This is a genomic window from Lysinibacillus sp. NPDC096212, assembly GCF_044763105.1.
Taxonomy (GTDB): domain Bacteria; phylum Bacillota; class Bacilli; order Bacillales_A; family Planococcaceae; genus Lysinibacillus.
Map to the genome: position 1 here is coordinate 90,821 of NZ_JBIWFQ010000008.1, position 15,204 is coordinate 106,024.

12 protein-coding genes are annotated in these 15,204 nt (G+C 38.3%); all 12 read left to right on the forward strand.

Annotation, left to right across the window (positions count from 1 at the left end; genetic code table 11):
• Positions 1–35: 35 nt before the first annotated feature.
• The 12 genes from putP (at position 36) to ACIQ7T_RS10445 (ending at position 14,538) form a co-directional block, all read left to right on the forward strand.
• The gene (putP, locus tag ACIQ7T_RS10390) at positions 36–1,523 is read left to right on the forward strand and encodes a sodium/proline symporter PutP (RefSeq protein ID WP_402870152.1); all 1,488 of its coding nucleotides are present in this window, start codon (positions 36–38) and stop codon (positions 1,521–1,523) included.
• Positions 1,524–1,656: 133 nt separating this feature from the next.
• The gene (gene hflX, locus ACIQ7T_RS10395) at positions 1,657–2,943 is read left to right on the forward strand and encodes a GTPase HflX (RefSeq protein ID WP_370080056.1); all 1,287 of its coding nucleotides are present in this window, start codon (positions 1,657–1,659) and stop codon (positions 2,941–2,943) included.
• A 407-nt stretch (positions 2,944–3,350) separates the two neighbouring features.
• A complete protein-coding gene (locus ACIQ7T_RS10400) occupies positions 3,351–4,838 on the forward strand; it encodes a peptide MFS transporter (protein WP_402870155.1) in 1,488 nt (495 codons plus the stop codon).
• A 557-nt stretch (positions 4,839–5,395) separates the two neighbouring features.
• A complete protein-coding gene (locus ACIQ7T_RS10405; protein ID WP_402870158.1) occupies positions 5,396–6,541 on the forward strand; it encodes a M20 peptidase aminoacylase family protein in 1,146 nt (381 codons plus the stop codon).
• Positions 6,541–7,365, forward strand: a complete 825-nt coding sequence (locus ACIQ7T_RS10410; RefSeq protein ID WP_402870161.1) for a GNAT family N-acetyltransferase — start codon at positions 6,541–6,543, stop codon at positions 7,363–7,365. Before ACIQ7T_RS10405 ends, ACIQ7T_RS10410 begins: the two co-directional genes overlap by 1 nt.
• Before the next feature lie 22 nt (positions 7,366–7,387).
• Positions 7,388–8,494 (forward strand): o-succinylbenzoate synthase, encoded by a 1,107-nt coding sequence (gene menC / locus ACIQ7T_RS10415; protein ID WP_370080048.1) that lies wholly within the window; start codon positions 7,388–7,390, stop codon positions 8,492–8,494.
• Between the two features lie 245 nt (positions 8,495–8,739).
• Positions 8,740–9,792: a YkvI family membrane protein gene (locus ACIQ7T_RS10420; RefSeq protein ID WP_370080046.1), complete on the forward strand. Its 1,053-nt coding sequence runs from the start codon at positions 8,740–8,742 to the stop codon at positions 9,790–9,792.
• A gap of 713 nt (positions 9,793–10,505) precedes the next feature.
• Positions 10,506–11,456, forward strand: a complete 951-nt coding sequence (locus ACIQ7T_RS10425) for an ABC transporter permease (RefSeq protein WP_370080044.1) — start codon at positions 10,506–10,508, stop codon at positions 11,454–11,456.
• Entirely contained in the window at positions 11,449–12,402 is a 954-nt protein-coding gene (locus ACIQ7T_RS10430; RefSeq protein WP_370080042.1) for an iron chelate uptake ABC transporter family permease subunit, read from the forward strand. The genes ACIQ7T_RS10425 and ACIQ7T_RS10430 overlap by 8 nt, the downstream gene beginning before the upstream one ends.
• Positions 12,399–13,160, forward strand: a complete 762-nt coding sequence (locus ACIQ7T_RS10435) for an iron ABC transporter ATP-binding protein (RefSeq protein ID WP_370080040.1) — start codon at positions 12,399–12,401, stop codon at positions 13,158–13,160. The genes ACIQ7T_RS10430 and ACIQ7T_RS10435 overlap by 4 nt, the downstream gene beginning before the upstream one ends.
• Positions 13,161–13,211: 51 nt before the next feature.
• Complete coding sequence (locus ACIQ7T_RS10440) at positions 13,212–14,222, forward strand: siderophore ABC transporter substrate-binding protein (protein WP_402870164.1); 1,011 nt, start codon at positions 13,212–13,214, stop codon at positions 14,220–14,222.
• 1 nt (position 14,223) lies between these two features.
• Positions 14,224–14,538: an antibiotic biosynthesis monooxygenase family protein gene (locus ACIQ7T_RS10445; protein WP_370080036.1), complete on the forward strand. Its 315-nt coding sequence runs from the start codon at positions 14,224–14,226 to the stop codon at positions 14,536–14,538.
• Positions 14,539–15,204 lie beyond the last annotated feature (666 nt).

Genomic DNA, 15,204 nt, shown 5'->3' on the forward strand with positions numbered 1-15,204 from the left:
GCAACAACACACCAAGGGGAAACAGGGGGAAAAGTATGTCTGAAAACATGTATCAATTACTTGCGATTATTATTTATATGATCGCCATGCTAGGAATAGGTTGGTATGCATTTAGGAAAACATCAAATTTAACGGATTACATGCTTGGGGGGCGTTCGCTAGGCCCTGCTGTTACAGCGCTGAGCGCGGGTGCAGCAGATATGTCTGGCTGGCTGTTAATGGGTTTGCCGGGTGCAATCTATTTAGCTGGACTTTCCAAAGCTTGGATTGCTGTTGGTTTAACAATTGGCGCATATTTGAATTGGCTATTAGTAGCACCGAGGCTGCGTGTATATACACAAGTTGCTAATGACTCAATTACTATTCCAAGTTATTTAGATAATCGTTTACGAGACAACACTAAACTAATAAGAATTGCGTCAGGTATCATTATTTTAATCTTCTTTACATTTTATGTTTCTTCAGGAATGGTTGCAGGGGGTAAGTTTTTTGATAGCTCATTTGGCTATGACTACCATACTGGCTTATTAATTGTATCTGCTGTTGTTGTGGCATACACATTGTTTGGAGGATTTTTAGCAGTTAGTTATACAGACTTTTTACAAGGACTTATTATGTTTTTTGCACTTATAAGTGTACCGTTATTTGGTTTGTTTTTGACAGGTGGAATTGGAGATACAATAACATCCATTAAAGCTGTAAATCCTGAACACCTAAGCTTATTATCTTCAAATGCAACTGCTGCAGTAATTATTTCATCACTTGCATGGGGACTAGGTTATTTTGGACAACCACATATTATCGTCCGCTTTATGGCCATAAGCTCAGTAAAAGAAACAACGCAGGCTCGTCGTATCGGTATTGGTTGGATGATATTAAGTTTATTCGGAGCGATTGCAACAGCTTTAGTAGGTGTGGCTTATTATGAGCAAAATGCAGGTGAATTAAAGGACGCTGAGACAGTATTTATTGTACTTGGTCAAATCTTATTCCATCCATTTATTGCAGGTATAATGCTAGCTGCCATTTTAGCCGCAGTTATGAGTACAATTTCATCGCAATTAATTGTTACTTCGTCTGCGCTTGTTGAAGACATTTACAAGGCTCTATTTAATAAAACAGCAGATGATAAACATTATGTCTTTGTTGGTCGTGTGGCTGTTTTAGTTGTAGCTATTGTCGCAGGGATTTTAGCATGGAATCCAGATAGTTCTATTTTAGCCTTAGTAGGCTTTGCTTGGGCTGGTTTCGGTGCAGCGTTCGGACCTGTAATATTGCTGTCCTTATATTGGAGAAAATTAACGAATTACGGAGCGCTCAGTGGGATGGTGGCAGGTGCAGCAACTGCCTTTGTTTGGGGGAAAATAAAGTTCTTAGCTGATACATTATATGAGATTGTTCCAGGCTTCTTAGTATGCTTAATTGTAGCCGTTATTGTCAGCATTTTGACATATAAACCGAATAAAGATATTGAAGACGAATTCAATCGTACTGAAGTATTACTAAAAGAAGAACGTAAGTAAAAATGAAATGCGCCTTTTGCATAAAGGCGCATTTTTTACGATATATATGTTAAACGACACGAATTAGGACATTATATGGTAAGATGAAGAAAATTTGTCGTAGTAGCACCAAAGTTTGGTGGGAGGTTTGTGGATGGATAGAATTAAAGAAGTAGATATATTGTTGGAAAAAGCTGTTTTAGTTGGCGTAAATCTACGGAATGATGAGCATTTTGATTATTCGATGGAGGAGCTAAAAAATTTAGCTGAAGCTTTGAATGTTGAAGTTGCCGGCATTGTCACACAAAATTTAGAGCGCATTACGCCATCTCATTATGTTGGTACTGGAAAAATTGAAGAAATAAAAAACTTTTATGATGAAGCACAAGCGAATTTAGTGATTTTTAATGATGAATTATCACCTTCACAAATCCGTAATTTAGAGCGTGATTTAGAGACGAAGGTTATTGATAGAACGATGTTGATTTTAGATATTTTTGGACGTCGTGCTAAAACAAGTGAAGCACAGATGCAAGTCGAGTTAGCACAATTGCAATATATGCTACCTCGTTTAGTCGGCTTGCATGCATCTCTCAGCCGTCAAGGTGGTGGCACAGGTGGTGGCTTTAAAAACCGTGGTGCTGGTGAGACAAAACTCGAGTTGGACCGTCGGAAAATTGAGGATCAGATTTCGAAAATAAAGAAGGAGCTTGAGCATGTAAAGGAGCAACGGGAGACGCAGCGTAAACAACGACGTAAAAATGCTATCCCTGTCGTTTCCATTGTCGGCTATACGAATGCTGGTAAGTCAACTATTATGAATCAGCTACTTTCGAAAATAGGGCAAGAAGATCATAAACAAGTGTTTGAGAAGGACATGCTTTTTGCCACACTTGAAACATCCGTCCGTCAAATAGAATTATCTGATAAAAAGACATTCCTATTAACAGATACAGTTGGTTTCGTTAGTAAATTACCGCATCATTTAGTGAAGGCATTCCGCTCAACGTTGGAAGAGGCTCGTGACGCCGACTTACTACTCCATGTTGTAGATGTTTCCAATTCTGAGCACGGCTTTATGATGGATGTAACAAATGAAACGCTTAAGGCAGTTGGCGTTGAAGGGATTCCGACAATTTATGTGTATAATAAAGCGGATATAGCAGACGTTCCTTATCCTGTTATTAGTGGTGATAATATTTGGATTTCTGCGAAGCAAGGGAATGGATTAGAAGAATTATTGCAAATGATACGTCAGCATATTTTCTCTGATTATGTAACATGTAATATGCTCATTCCGTATGAACAGGGGAATATTGTCTCTTATTTAAATGAATACGCCTCTGTCTTTGAAACAGCATATGAAGAAAATGGTACGTTGCTAACGCTAGAGTTAAAAGAAGCGGATTATGCAAAATTCCAACAATATGTCATTAAATAATGAATAACATCATTGTTTTAAAAGCATGCTAGAAGCACATTGTGTTTCTAGCGTGCTTTTTTGTAATCGGAAAAGAGAATTTATATCGCTATGAATGAAATTATAGATAATACAAGCTTTTTTGTTTAAAAAGTAAAAAGTCTGACTATAAAATATTTTAGAATAATTTTATAACGATTTATAATTTAGTGGGTATTAAAGAATCAGAAAACTTAGGAATATCAATAGGTTTGCTATAATTCAACGAAAATCATTCTGAATTTAAAGAAAAGGTCCAAAATTTCAACATTTTTTAAAACTCTTGAAAAAGTTTTGAAAACGCTTTAGTATGATGAAATAAAGTTTTATCCATTGTAAATGGGTAATAATATTATCATTGAATAATGAAATCGGGAGAGGATATTTTTATGTCTACTAAAGATGAAATTGTAAAATCCGTCCCTCAAAATGGCTTTGTCGGACACCCTAAAGGGCTCTTTACATTATTTTTCACTGAATTTTGGGAACGATTCTCATACTACGGTATGCGAGCAATTCTGATTTTCTTTATGTATTATGAATTGCATGAAGGCGGCTTAGGCCTAGATCGTGGACTAGCGAACTCCATTATGGCCATCTACGGATCACTGGTTTACATGTCGGGGATTATCGGTGGTTGGATTGCTGACCGATTACTAGGTACACGTAGAACCATTTTCTATGGTGGAGTGTTCATAATGTTTGGACATTTCCTGCTAGCGTTACCTGGTGGCGTAAGCATGTTATTTGTTTCAATGTTCTTTATTGTCATTGGGACAGGCTTATTAAAACCGAACGTTTCAAGCATTGTCGGAGATATGTATGCTGATACAGATAGTCGTCGTGATGCAGGCTTTTCAATTTTCTATATGAGCATTAACATGGGATCATTCCTTGCACCATTAATTGTCGGAACAATTGGACAACAGTATAATTTCCACCTAGGCTTTGGTGCAGCAGGGATCGGAATGTTAGTTGGTTTAATTATTTTTAAATTAACAGGAAAAAAATATTTAGGGTTAGCAGGGTTACAGGTAAACAACCCGTTACTGCCTGAAGAACGAAAAAAAGTCTTTACACGATTTGGGATTATAGCGCTACTTATTATTATTGCTGGGGCAATTGGTATCAAAACTGGCGTACTAACAGTGAATGTTTTTGGTTTAATTATTACGATGTTAGGTATTGTAATTCCAACGGTGTACTTTATTTATATGTATAGAAGTGAGAAAACAACTAAGGATGAGAAGTCTCGCATACTCGCTTATATTCCTTTGTTTTTATCGGCTGTAATGTTTTGGGCAATCCAAGAACAAGGGGCGACTATTTTAGCAACGTATGCAGATAGTCGTACACGATTGGATATTGGTAGTTTTCATATTCCATCTTCTTGGTTCCAATCGTTAAACCCTTTATTCGTCGTTACAATGGCTCCGTTATTTGCTATGTTATGGATGAAATGGGGAGATAAGCAACCATCTACACCGCGTAAATTCGCCTATGCATTATTCTTTGCAGGATTGTCATTCTTAGTGATGATGCTACCAGCGTATTTATCTGGTGGTACAGATTTAGTAAGTCCATGGTGGTTAGTATTATCATTCTTTTTAGTTGTAGTTGGGGAGTTATTATTATCGCCAGTAGGGTTGTCAGTTACTACAAAATTGGCTCCGAAGGCTTTTGCTGCACAAACGATGTCACTTTGGTTTTTAACAAGCGCAGCAGCGCAAGCAATCAACGCACAACTTGTAAAAGTCTATGAAGTGGTAAGTGAATTCACATACTTCGGTTTCTTAGGCTCATTATCAATTGTTTTCGGGATCGTAATATTAGTGCTTTCGCCAATTATTTCAAAAGCTATGCGAGGTATTAATTAATCAAAAGATGCAAGTGCAGTTATTCAAATAACTGTACTTGCATCTTTTTTTTGTATTAAAGAGCATTTGATATTAGTGTTTGAATTAACAAACCGAGGAAGTGGGCAACTATTCGTCAGAAAGTTGAAAGTTGTGCCCGTAGAAACAAAAGTGACGAATAGAACGACATAAAGCATTCAAACATATATAATGAATAACCATTTTTATAATCTAAGACTCAATGTTTCTAATGACTCTAAGTATTATTTTTTTGGCTCATCATCAAAAGTTTAGGATGACATTTTTTTAAAACGTATGCTATGTAAAGAAGTTGATTGGAGTGGAGGCTGGGCGACTCCTTGGGGATCAGCGTCACAGATGAGACCCTGGAGCGAAGCGAAGCGACAGCAACAAAGCGCCCAGCCGGAACGGAAATCAACCACACGTTATGCGATGAGCCATTTATCTACTATATCATGTAGTTAATTTTCTGAATGAGGGAATATGTTTTTGTGTGAAAAGGTTTCATTTTCGTTATAATAATCTTAATAGTATGATAATTTAAGGGGTTGGATACTATGAAGGAAGCTTTAAGTCGTTTGAGGCCAAGATTAATGGAGATTTTCACGTATTTGCACGCGAATCCAGAAATAAGCTGGCATGAGGTAGAAACAACAAATTATATTGTTGATTTACTAACACGTGAAGGGTTTTCACCAATACGCTTTAAAAACAGTACAGGACTTTATGTTGATGTAGGAAGTGGTAGTCCTAAAGTCGGTTTGCGTACGGACATTGATGCGTTATGGCAGGAAGTAGATGGTGAATTTCGTGCGAATCACTCCTGTGGCCATGACGGACATATGACGATGGCAATCGGTGCTCTATTACTTTTGAAAGAGCTTGCTCCATCATTCAGCGGTACAATTCGTGTGATTTTTCAACCAGCTGAAGAAAAGGGAACTGGTGCTTTATCAGTTTTAAAAGAAGGAATCATTGATGATTTAGACTTTTTATTTGGTGTCCATGTAAGGCCAGTCCATGAGCTTGAAGATGGTACATATTGTGCCGCATTGTATCATGGAGCCTCTCGATTACTTGAGGGGGAAATCATTGGAGAAGATGCTCATGCTGCAAGACCGCATCTCGGCGTGAACGCTATTGAAGTAGGAGCAACTATTATCGAAGATTTAAGAACGCTTCATACTGACCCAATGGTTCCTGTATCAATTAAGATGACCAAATTCCATGCTGGAGGAGAATCCGGCAATATTATTCCTGGGAGTGCATCGTTTACCATTGATATACGAGCTCAACAAAATGATGTGATGGATGCACTTGTGCAGGGAGTAAAAAGGGTTATTGATTCTTCCAAGGTCTTGCATAAAGTGCAGATTGAATTACGTACAGTAGCAAATGTAGTAGCTGCTGAGGTAGACCCAACTGCTCAATATATTATGGAGCAAGCACTCGTGCAAGCAACCGGGTTGTCGAATTTAAGAAAGCCGGTTCATACACCTGGAGGAGAAGATTTTCATCACTATGCAGTTCAACGCCCGCATTTAAAATCTACGATGTTAGGTTTAGGCTGTGGTGTAACACCAGGCCTACATCATCCAAAGATGAAATTTAAGCAGGCGAGGCTTGTAACGGGGGTTGAAATCCTTACAAGAGCGGTATTATTAGCATTGGAGTCGGGGAATACAAAGGAGGGATCAGCATAATGTTAGAGAGAGTACGTATTCAAAAAATAATGGCACCTACAGAGATTGCAGAAGTACAAATTTTGAATGAAAGTATCTGGGGGAGTCAGGCTATTCCCTCACATCAATTGTTAGCAGCTGTACAAAATGGTGGATTAATCCTTGGAGCGTATTTAGACGAAAAGCTGATTGGCTTTAACTACTGCTTTGTTGGCTGTCGACATGGGAAAATATATTTACACTCACACATGATTGGTGTGGAGAAAACATATCGTGAACAAGGTGTAGGTGAATTATTAAAGCATGCCCAACAGGAATATGCAAAAGAACATGGGTTTCAGCTTGTGATTTGGCTATTTGATCCGCTAGAAGCATGTATGGCTAATTTATCATTTTTGAAGCTCAATGCCTTTAGTTTTCAGTACGAAAATGATTATTATGGACCGCTCAAGGATGATTTTAACGATGGGCTACCTTCAGATCGAATTGTTGTTGAATGGTGGATTGAACGCGACCGAGTGGAGGACTCCTTAGATGAACTGGAAGAAGAAGCTGACGGAATTGTACCGTGGTCTTTAACGGTAGATGGCTTACCAGTGCTCGATATTGATGGTGAATTTCAGCAAGAGCAATCATATTATAAGGACGCCTATTTATTGCCCATTCCTCAATTTTCACAAAAGATGAAAGTGGAGAGTCCAGGGCTTGCAGAGGACTGGCGTTATAAAGTACGTACTATTTTAACGACATTGTTTGAACAAAATTATGCAATTGTTCGAGTAAAAAAGAATAAGGACTATGTTCATAGCTATCTATTAGTCAGACGCTCCTTATTAGCTTTATAATAAGGATAAGGAGTGAAATCTTGTGAAATTAGAACAGATTACAGTGAGACATATAAAAATGCCTATGAAAGCACCGTTTACAACGAGTTTTGGCACAATTGATGAAAAAGAGTTCTTACTTATAGAAGCGATAGATCAATCAGGAACTGTAGGATGGGGAGAAGCTGTTGCCTTTGTAGCGCCGTGGTATACAGAAGAGACGTTAAAAACAACATTGCATATGCTTGAAGACTTCTTAATCCCCATCTTGTTACATAAAGAGATAGGGCATCCAGATGAAGTCAGTGCTTTGTTCTCCCCTATTCGTCGTAATTGCATGGCGAAATCCTTTATTGAAGGGGCTATTTGGGATATTTATGCTCAACAAACGAAGCAATCACTTGCTCAAGCGCTAGGCGGAGTTAAGGAACAAATAGAGGTAGGTGTTAGCGTAGGTATTCAATCTTCCACAGATGCATTAATTGAATTATTAAAAGGCCATGTAAATAAAGGCTATAAACGAGTAAAAGTGAAAATTAAGCCCGGTCACGATGTAGAAGTTATTCGTGCTATTCGAGCTGAAATGCCAGATCTGCCTTTGATGGTAGATGCTAATTCTGCGTATACATTGAACGATATGGATGTATTGCAGCAACTGGATGCATTTAATCTATTAATGATTGAGCAGCCGTTAGCTGTTGATGATATTGTCGATCATGCTAAGCTACAGCGAAAGTTAAAAACGCCTATTTGCTTAGATGAAAGCATCACCTCCTACGAAGATGCTCGAAAAGCTATAGAGCTTGGTAGTTGTGGTGTTATTAATATAAAAATAGGACGTGTAGGCGGTTTAACAGAAGCAAGAAGAATTCATGATTTATGTAAGGAAAATAATATTCCTGTTTGGTGTGGCGGTATGTTAGAGGCAGGAATCGGACGAGCACATAATATTGCATTAACATCGCTTTCTAATTTTGTGTTGCCTGGGGATACTGCAGGCTCTAGTCATTATTGGTATGAGGATATCATTACACCTGAAGTAATTGTAGAGGATGGTTATATTCGTGTGCCGCAAACGACCGGAATTGGATATACACCTAATATGAAAGTAATCGATAAGTTAACAATCAGTAAGAAGGTCTATCAATAATAGGTTCATCACCAAATGTTGTGGATGGCTTTTGATAAAACGTCTACTATATAAATAAGTTGATTGGAGTGGAGGCTGGACGCCCCTAAGAAGCTTTGCTCTGTGCGAAAGCGTAGCGACAGCAACAATTGTTTTATCTGTGCGAAAGCGTAGCGACAGCAACAACAAAGCGCCCAGTCGGAATGGAAATCAACCATACGTTTTGGTGATGATCCCAATAATAGGATAAACAGGGAGAGAACTGATTGAAAAAAAGTTTGCAAATCGGTGGTGCCTATGTAGGAATTATCGTCGGTGCGGGATTTGCATCAGGACAGGAAATCGTACTATATTTTACGAGCTATGGCTTTCAAGGAATTTATGGTGCACTTATTGCTACAGTTGGATTTGCCTTTGTAGGGATGTGCATTGCTCAAATTAGCTCAAGATTACGTACGACATCGCACAAAGATTTAATTTATCAAATTTCAGGTAATGCTGTAGGTTTGGTGATGGATTATTTACTATCGCTCTTCTTATTCGGTGTAGCAGTAATCATGTTTGCAGGAGCAGGTGCTACGTTACATCAAATGTTTGGACTACCAGTTTGGCTGGGGAGCATTTGTATGATTGTACTTACTATAGCGACAGTTATGATGGATGTGAAGAGCATCATAAACGTTATTGCAATTGCTACACCCTATCTGCTAGCAATTGTCTCGATAATAGCAATCTATTCATTAGCTACGATGGATTTAACCTTTGTCGAACAAGCTGTTATTGCACAACGAGCACAGGTAAGTTCTACAAGCTGGTGGGTTACTGCTGTACTGTATTTGTCTTTTAATATCGGTGTATGTTTTTCGCTTTTAACTGTTATGTGTGGGTCTATTCGCAATGAAAAAGTGGCAGGGCTGGGAGGTATTATTGGTGGGATTTTGCTTGGAGCTTTAATTCTACTTATTAACCTGTCTCTTCTTGCAAAAATGAATGTAATCGTTGGCATTGATATACCAATGCTAGCTTTGGCAAATGAAATTCATCCTCTGATTGGTCTATTGATGTCCTTTTCATTATTAGGGATGATTTATAATACAGCAGTGGGGATGTTCTATTCATTTATGGTGAGATTTTTAAAACCTAATAAGGCTAGTTTTAAGGTAACTGCCGTTTTTATCGGTGGTTTGGCCTTTTTAGCAAGTCTTGCCGGTTTTACAACGCTTGTAGCTAAGCTATATGCTGTCATGGGATATGTCGGTTTTATATTAATCATTTTAATTATTTTTGCATGGTTAAAAGGCGTTCGACGAATAGCTTAACTTCTTCAGCTGAAGTATCTCATTTCTATAGGTGATAAGATGAATGTGGTTTTAAGTCACTTTTCCGTGGGTGTCCATACATCCGCTAAAATAGAGAAGCTCAGTCAAAACACGTTGCTGACACTGCGTTAGCACTACGCTTTCGCGCAAAAAACTTCTGTTGGCCCAAAGCCTCCGGCGGATGTCACAGAATCGGAAAGTAGTTAATAAAGGATGTTAGCCTAAAAATCATCGCATCCATGCGATAACGGCTAACTGACCTGCATCGGTAAAAACGCCACGTCCTGTGGCATTACCGAAATGACCGACATCGTGTCGGCCCTCACGCAGGCCTAAGCACAAAGCCGATTCCGGACGCATTGTTTATCTGTAGTGAAAGCGAAGCGGCAGCTACAAATGTTTACTGCGCGAAAGCGAAGCGGCAGCGGCAGGCATAATTAATTTGATAAGGTAATTGAGAAGAAAACAGTATTTTATTCTCAATTACCTTTTTATTTGTGTAAAAAATGTAGAAATTTTAATCTTCAGAAATAACACTAAATGTAAATATTCCGTTGAGAATACTCATTTTTTAAGGATTCTCAAATAAAACGAGAATAATTCTCAATTGAAGGTTGACTGAGAATAGAAACACGCTTATAATGAGAATCGTGAGTAATGATAATCATTTTCAATGAGTGTTACGAGCAAAAATGAATCTACCGGGGATTACAATGAAAAAAAGATATCTTTTAACAGCAACTGTTGTGCTGTCTATAGTTTCACTATTTATCGGAGTAGTTGATATAAAACCGAGTGATCTATTAGACTTCGAATCAGAAGAAACTAGACTATTTTTTATTAGTCGTATACCGAGACTTGTAGCAATTTTGTTAGCAGGTGCAGGTATGAGTATTGCTGGTTTAATTATGCAAAGCTTAAGTAGGAATAAGTTCGTGTCACCAACGACAGCAGGTACGTTAGATGCTACAAAGTTGGGGATATTAATTTCGATGATGTTTTTCACAAATGTCTCGTACTTTCAAAAAATTTCCTTCGCTTTCATATTTGCTTTAGCCGGCACATTATTGTTTATGCAAATATTAAATCGAATAAAGTTTAAAGATGCGATCTTTATACCGCTTATTGGCTTAATGTTTGGGAATATCCTTTCGTCAATTACAACGTTCTTTGCGTATAAGGCGGATATTATCCAAAACATTTCTGCATGGTTACAGGGAGATTTCTCATTAATGATGAAAGGTCGTTATGAGCTTTTATACATAAGTGTACCCGTGCTGATTTTAGCTTACATTTATGCGAACCGTTTCACAGTGGCAGGAATGGGTGAGGATTTTGCAAAAAACCTTGGTCTTTCCTATAAATTCGTTGTGAATTTAGGTTTAGTGTTAGTAGCACTTATTTCGACGACGGTGGTGCTAACAGTTGGTGTGATACCGTTCCTTGGTTTAATCATTCCAAATATAGTTTCGCTGTTCAAAGGGGATAACCTTGCTAAGACATTGCCTCATACAGCATTACTAGGTATGTCGTTCTTATTATTCTGCGACATTATAGGGCGTGTGCTGATTTTCCCTTATGAAATTCCGATTAGTATGACAGTCGGGGTCATCGGAAGTGCGATCTTCCTAATTATGTTATTTAGGGGGAAAGCATATGCGTAACCGTACAAAAATGTTGATTTTACTAGGTTTGGCTGTAGCATCTATTTTACTGTATGTATTTTATGGACTTAATGGTAACTATCATTACGCGTTTCCTCGTCGCATTATTAAAGTGGTAGCGATGTCGTTAACAGGGATTGCGATTGCTTATTCAACAGTAGTCTTTCAAACGATTACACATAACCGTATTTTAACGCCGAGTGTAATGGGACTTGATGCATTATATATGATGGTTCAAACGTTCATCTATTTCTTCTTTGGCTCTATGTCGATATTCGTAATTAATGCAAAATACAATTTCTTACTAGCTGTTTTAGCTATGGTTGTCTTTGCGGTGATTTTTTATCGCGTATTGTTCAAGGAAGGAAAACGTCCGATTTATTTCTTGCTGCTTGTCGGTATGATTGTCGGAACGTTTTTGGGAAGCGTAACTACATTCTTCCAAGTTTTAATAGACCCGAATGAGTTTTTAAGCTTACAAAGTAAAATGTTTGCAAGCTTCAACAATGTCAATTCGGATTTAGTATGGCTTGCAGGTGTTGTCATAATCATTACCTTTATTTATGGCTGGCGTCACATGAACCAATTAGATGTAATGTCTCTTGGACGTGATACAGCAATTAATTTAGGGGTACCGTATGACAAGCTTGTACAGCGTATGCTCATTTTATCTTCAATATTAATTGCTGTTTCTACAGCTCTTGTTGGGCCAATTACATTCTTTGGCTTAATCGTGGCAAATTTATCGTATCAATTTTTCAAGACGTACAAGCACTCTGTGATAATCGCAGGTTCTTGTGTGATGAGTATTGTAGCTTTGGTCGGTGGACAGTGGATGGTCGAACGTATTTTTAATTTCGATACAACACTAAGCGTTATTATAAACTTCGTAGGTGGCGTGTACTTCATCTACTTATTATTGAAGGAAAGTAGGTCAGCAGGATGATCCAAGTAAAAGAAATCTCTAAGTTTTTTGGGAAAAAACCGGTCATTCAAGATGTCAGTGTCGACGTTGCACCAGGGAAAATTACGTCTTTTATTGGACCGAATGGCGCAGGTAAATCAACATTGCTTTCAATGGTAAGCCGTTTACTTAATGCAGACACTGGGGAAGTATTACTCGATAAATCAGATGTACGTCGTTGGAAATCGGACGATTTTGCGAAGCGAGTATCCATTTTAAAACAGTCAAACTATATGAATGTTCGCCTAACAATTCGTGAGCTTGTTTCATTTGGGCGTTTTCCTTATTCGAAAGGGAATTTGAAGCCTGAGGATGAGCTAAAGATTGATGAAGCAATTCAATATATGAATTTAGAGGATCTTCAGCACAATTATTTGGATGAATTATCTGGTGGTCAACGTCAACGTGCATTTATTGCAATGGTTATTGCGCAGGATACAGACTATATTTTGCTTGATGAGCCGCTTAACAACTTAGACATGAAGCACTCTGTGCAAATCATGAAAATTTTGCGAAAGCTCGTTGATGAGCTGGGGAAAACGGTTGTCATCGTATTACATGATATTAACTTTGCTTCCGTATACTCTGATCATATTGTCGCATTAAAAAATGGACGTGTTGTCAAAGACGGTCCAACAAATGACATCATCAACTCTGATGCGCTTAAGGAAATCTATGATATGGATATCCCTGTTCAAGAACAGGACGGCTGTCGCATTTGTGTATATTTTAACTCTTAAAAAAATAATAGATGGAAATGTCCATCTGAAAAATAAAGGAGCAATTTTACAATGAAAAATTGGAAATTACTTACTGTATTAATGGCGATGATGCTATTAGTATTAGCTGCTTGCGGTTCTAAAGATGAAGCAAAAAAAGAAGATAAAGATTCTTCAACCGATAACAAGTCTGCAGTGGATCAAAAGGAAGAAGCTACAGCTTACCCACTAACAATCCCAGCTATCAAGGATGGTAAAGAAACTTTTAAAGAAGTAACGCTTAAAGAGCAACCAAAGAATGTTGTTGTATTTGACTATGGTTTCCTTGATACTTTAGATGCTTTAGGTGTTGAAGTTGCAGGGCTTCCACAAAAATCAGTTCCAAAATACTTAAGCAAATATACTGATAAAAATTACGTAAATGTTGGTTCTTTAAAAGAGCCTGATTTTGAAGCAATCTCTTCTATGAATCCAGACATTATTTTCATCTCTGGTCGTCAAGCATCTGCTTACGATGAATTATCTAAAATTGCGCCAACTGTATTTGTAGGTGTAGATGATCAAAATTTCGTGGAATCATTCAAAGAAAAAACTGAATTAGCTGGTAAGATTTTTGGTAAAGAAAAAGAAGCTGCTGATGCATTTGCTGCATACGAAGCAAAAGTAGAAGAAGTTAAAGCTAAAACAGCTTCAGCTAAAGAAAAAGCTTTAATCGTTTTAGCAAATGAAGGTTCATTATCTGCATATGGTCCTGGTTCACGTTTCGGTGTGATTCATGATGTATATGGTGTGAAAGCTGCTGATGAAAAAGTTAAAGTCGATACACATGGCGACAATGTAAGCTTCGAATATGTACGTGACACAAACCCAGATATTTTATTCGTAGTTGACCGTGATGCTGCTGTAAATCCAGAAGGTGAGTCTGGTACAAAAGCTGCAATTGAAAACGAAATTGTTGGTGCTACTAATGCTGCGAAAAACGGTAAAATCGTTTATTTAGATCCACAAGTTTGGTATTTATCTGGTGGCGGTTTAACTTCTGAAACTCAAAAAGTTGAAGATGTTCTAAAGGTGTTTAACTAATATGTTTGTACAAATTAAACGTATTGTCGTTACGGAAGGGAATTCGGATAAAGTCGTTGAGCGTTTTGGTGCAAAAAAAGATGGTCCATCATTGCTTGAACAACAGCCGGGCTTTGTTGATAAGCAAGTGCTTGTAAAAAAAGTACGACGTGGTGATGAAGAAGTGCTAATTGTGGTTCGTTGGGAATCAGAAGAAGCATGGAAAAACTGGGAGAAGAGTCCCGAACATATTGCTGGTCATAAAGCAAATGCTGGTAAACCGAAGCCTGATCATATCATCGAAAGTGGCCAAGAAGTTTATTATGTAAAAGGTTAATAATCAGAGGTGTCTCAAAGTTCATTTGAGGCACCTTTTTTCTTATGAATAGGACTAGAATCATTGCATTGCCTGATAGAAATAAATGATAGATAGTCAAAGTGGAGGATAGAGGTGCGAAGGTGACGGATAGAAGTTCAAGGGATAGATAGAAGTCAAAGCGACGGATAGAAAGGCTGGAGCGACGGAAAGAAAGATCAGAGCGACGGAAAGAAAGGTCAAAGTGACGGAAAGAAGCGCTAGAGTGTCGGATAGAAGTCAGGGCGACGGAAGGAATGGGTAGAACGACGGATAGAACAGTCAAAGCGACGGAAAGAAAGATCGAAGCGACGGAAAGAACCGCCAAAGCGACGGATAGAAGTCAGGGCGATGGAAGGAATGGCTAGAGCGACGGAAAGAAAGACCAAAGCGACGGAAAGAACCGCCAGAGTGACAGATAGAAGTCAGGGCGACGGAAAGAAAGGCTGGAGCGACGGAAAGAAAGATGAAAGCGACGGAAAGAAAGGTCAAAGTGACGGAAAGAACCGCCAGAGTGACGGATAGAAGTTAGAGCGACGGAAAGAAAGGTGAAAGCGACGGAAAGAACCGCCAGAGTGACAGATAGAAGTCAGGGCGACGGAAAGAAAGGCTGGAGCGACGGAAAGAAAGATGAAAGCGACGGAAAGT

Excerpts from the sequence above, each read along its gene's own strand:
- hflX (WP_370080056.1), top strand. The coding sequence starts at position 1,657 with ATGGATAGAATTAAAGAAGTAGATATATTGTTGGAAAAAGCTGTTTTA.
- ACIQ7T_RS10400 (WP_402870155.1), top strand. The coding sequence starts at position 3,351 with ATGTCTACTAAAGATGAAATTGTAAAATCCGTCCCTCAAAATGGCTTT.
- ACIQ7T_RS10445 (WP_370080036.1), top strand. The coding sequence starts at position 14,224 with ATGTTTGTACAAATTAAACGTATTGTCGTTACGGAAGGGAATTCGGAT.
- ACIQ7T_RS10425 (WP_370080044.1), top strand. The coding sequence starts at position 10,506 with ATGAAAAAAAGATATCTTTTAACAGCAACTGTTGTGCTGTCTATAGTT.
- ACIQ7T_RS10435 (WP_370080040.1), top strand. The coding sequence starts at position 12,399 with ATGATCCAAGTAAAAGAAATCTCTAAGTTTTTTGGGAAAAAACCGGTC.
- putP (WP_402870152.1), top strand. The coding sequence starts at position 36 with ATGTCTGAAAACATGTATCAATTACTTGCGATTATTATTTATATGATC.
- ACIQ7T_RS10410 (WP_402870161.1), top strand. The coding sequence starts at position 6,541 with ATGTTAGAGAGAGTACGTATTCAAAAAATAATGGCACCTACAGAGATT.
- ACIQ7T_RS10430 (WP_370080042.1), top strand. The coding sequence starts at position 11,449 with ATGCGTAACCGTACAAAAATGTTGATTTTACTAGGTTTGGCTGTAGCA.
- ACIQ7T_RS10440 (WP_402870164.1), top strand. The coding sequence starts at position 13,212 with ATGAAAAATTGGAAATTACTTACTGTATTAATGGCGATGATGCTATTA.
- ACIQ7T_RS10405 (WP_402870158.1), top strand. The coding sequence starts at position 5,396 with ATGAAGGAAGCTTTAAGTCGTTTGAGGCCAAGATTAATGGAGATTTTC.